Consider the following 551-nt stretch of genomic DNA (forward strand, 5'->3'; position numbering starts at 1 on the left):
GTATCAAGGTCGCGTCGAAGCTGAGCGGCTGGTCTTCATCGACGAGACCTGGACCAGAACCGATATGGCGCCTTTGCGGGGATGGGCGCCGCGCGGGCACAGACTTCCCGCCAAGGTTCCGCACGGCCGCTGGAAGACCATGACCTTCCTGGCGGCCCTGCGCCATGACCGGATCGATGCGCCATGGTTCATCGAGGGCCCGATCGATGGCGTGAGCTTTCGCACCTATGTCGAGAAGGTTCTTCTACCCGTCCTTCGACCCGGTGACATCGTCGTCTTGGATAACCTCGGTAGCCACAGGAGCAAAGCAGTTCGCCAACTCATACGCTCGGTCGGCGCCAAACTCTTCTTCCTGCCAAAATACTCGCCCGACTTGAACCCGATCGAACAGGTCTTTGCCAAGCTCAAGCACCTGCTCCGCAAAGCGGCCGCGCGAACCGTCGATGCGGTCTGCGCCGCAATCGGTCACGCACTCGATGCCTTCACCCCCGAGGAATGCGCCAACTACCTCAAAAATTCAGGCTATCGAACTTAATGCCATCACGCTTTAG

At 59.7% G+C, this 551-nt stretch carries 1 protein-coding gene; it reads left to right on the top strand.

The genetic code is table 11. The features are described from left to right. Positions 1–535 (top strand): IS630 family transposase (locus tag SO139_RS46390; protein ID WP_498542179.1); only part of this gene is annotated, 535 nt, incomplete at its 5' end. Positions 536–551 lie beyond the last annotated feature (16 nt).

Source organism: Bradyrhizobium sp. UFLA05-89 (assembly GCF_059803475.1).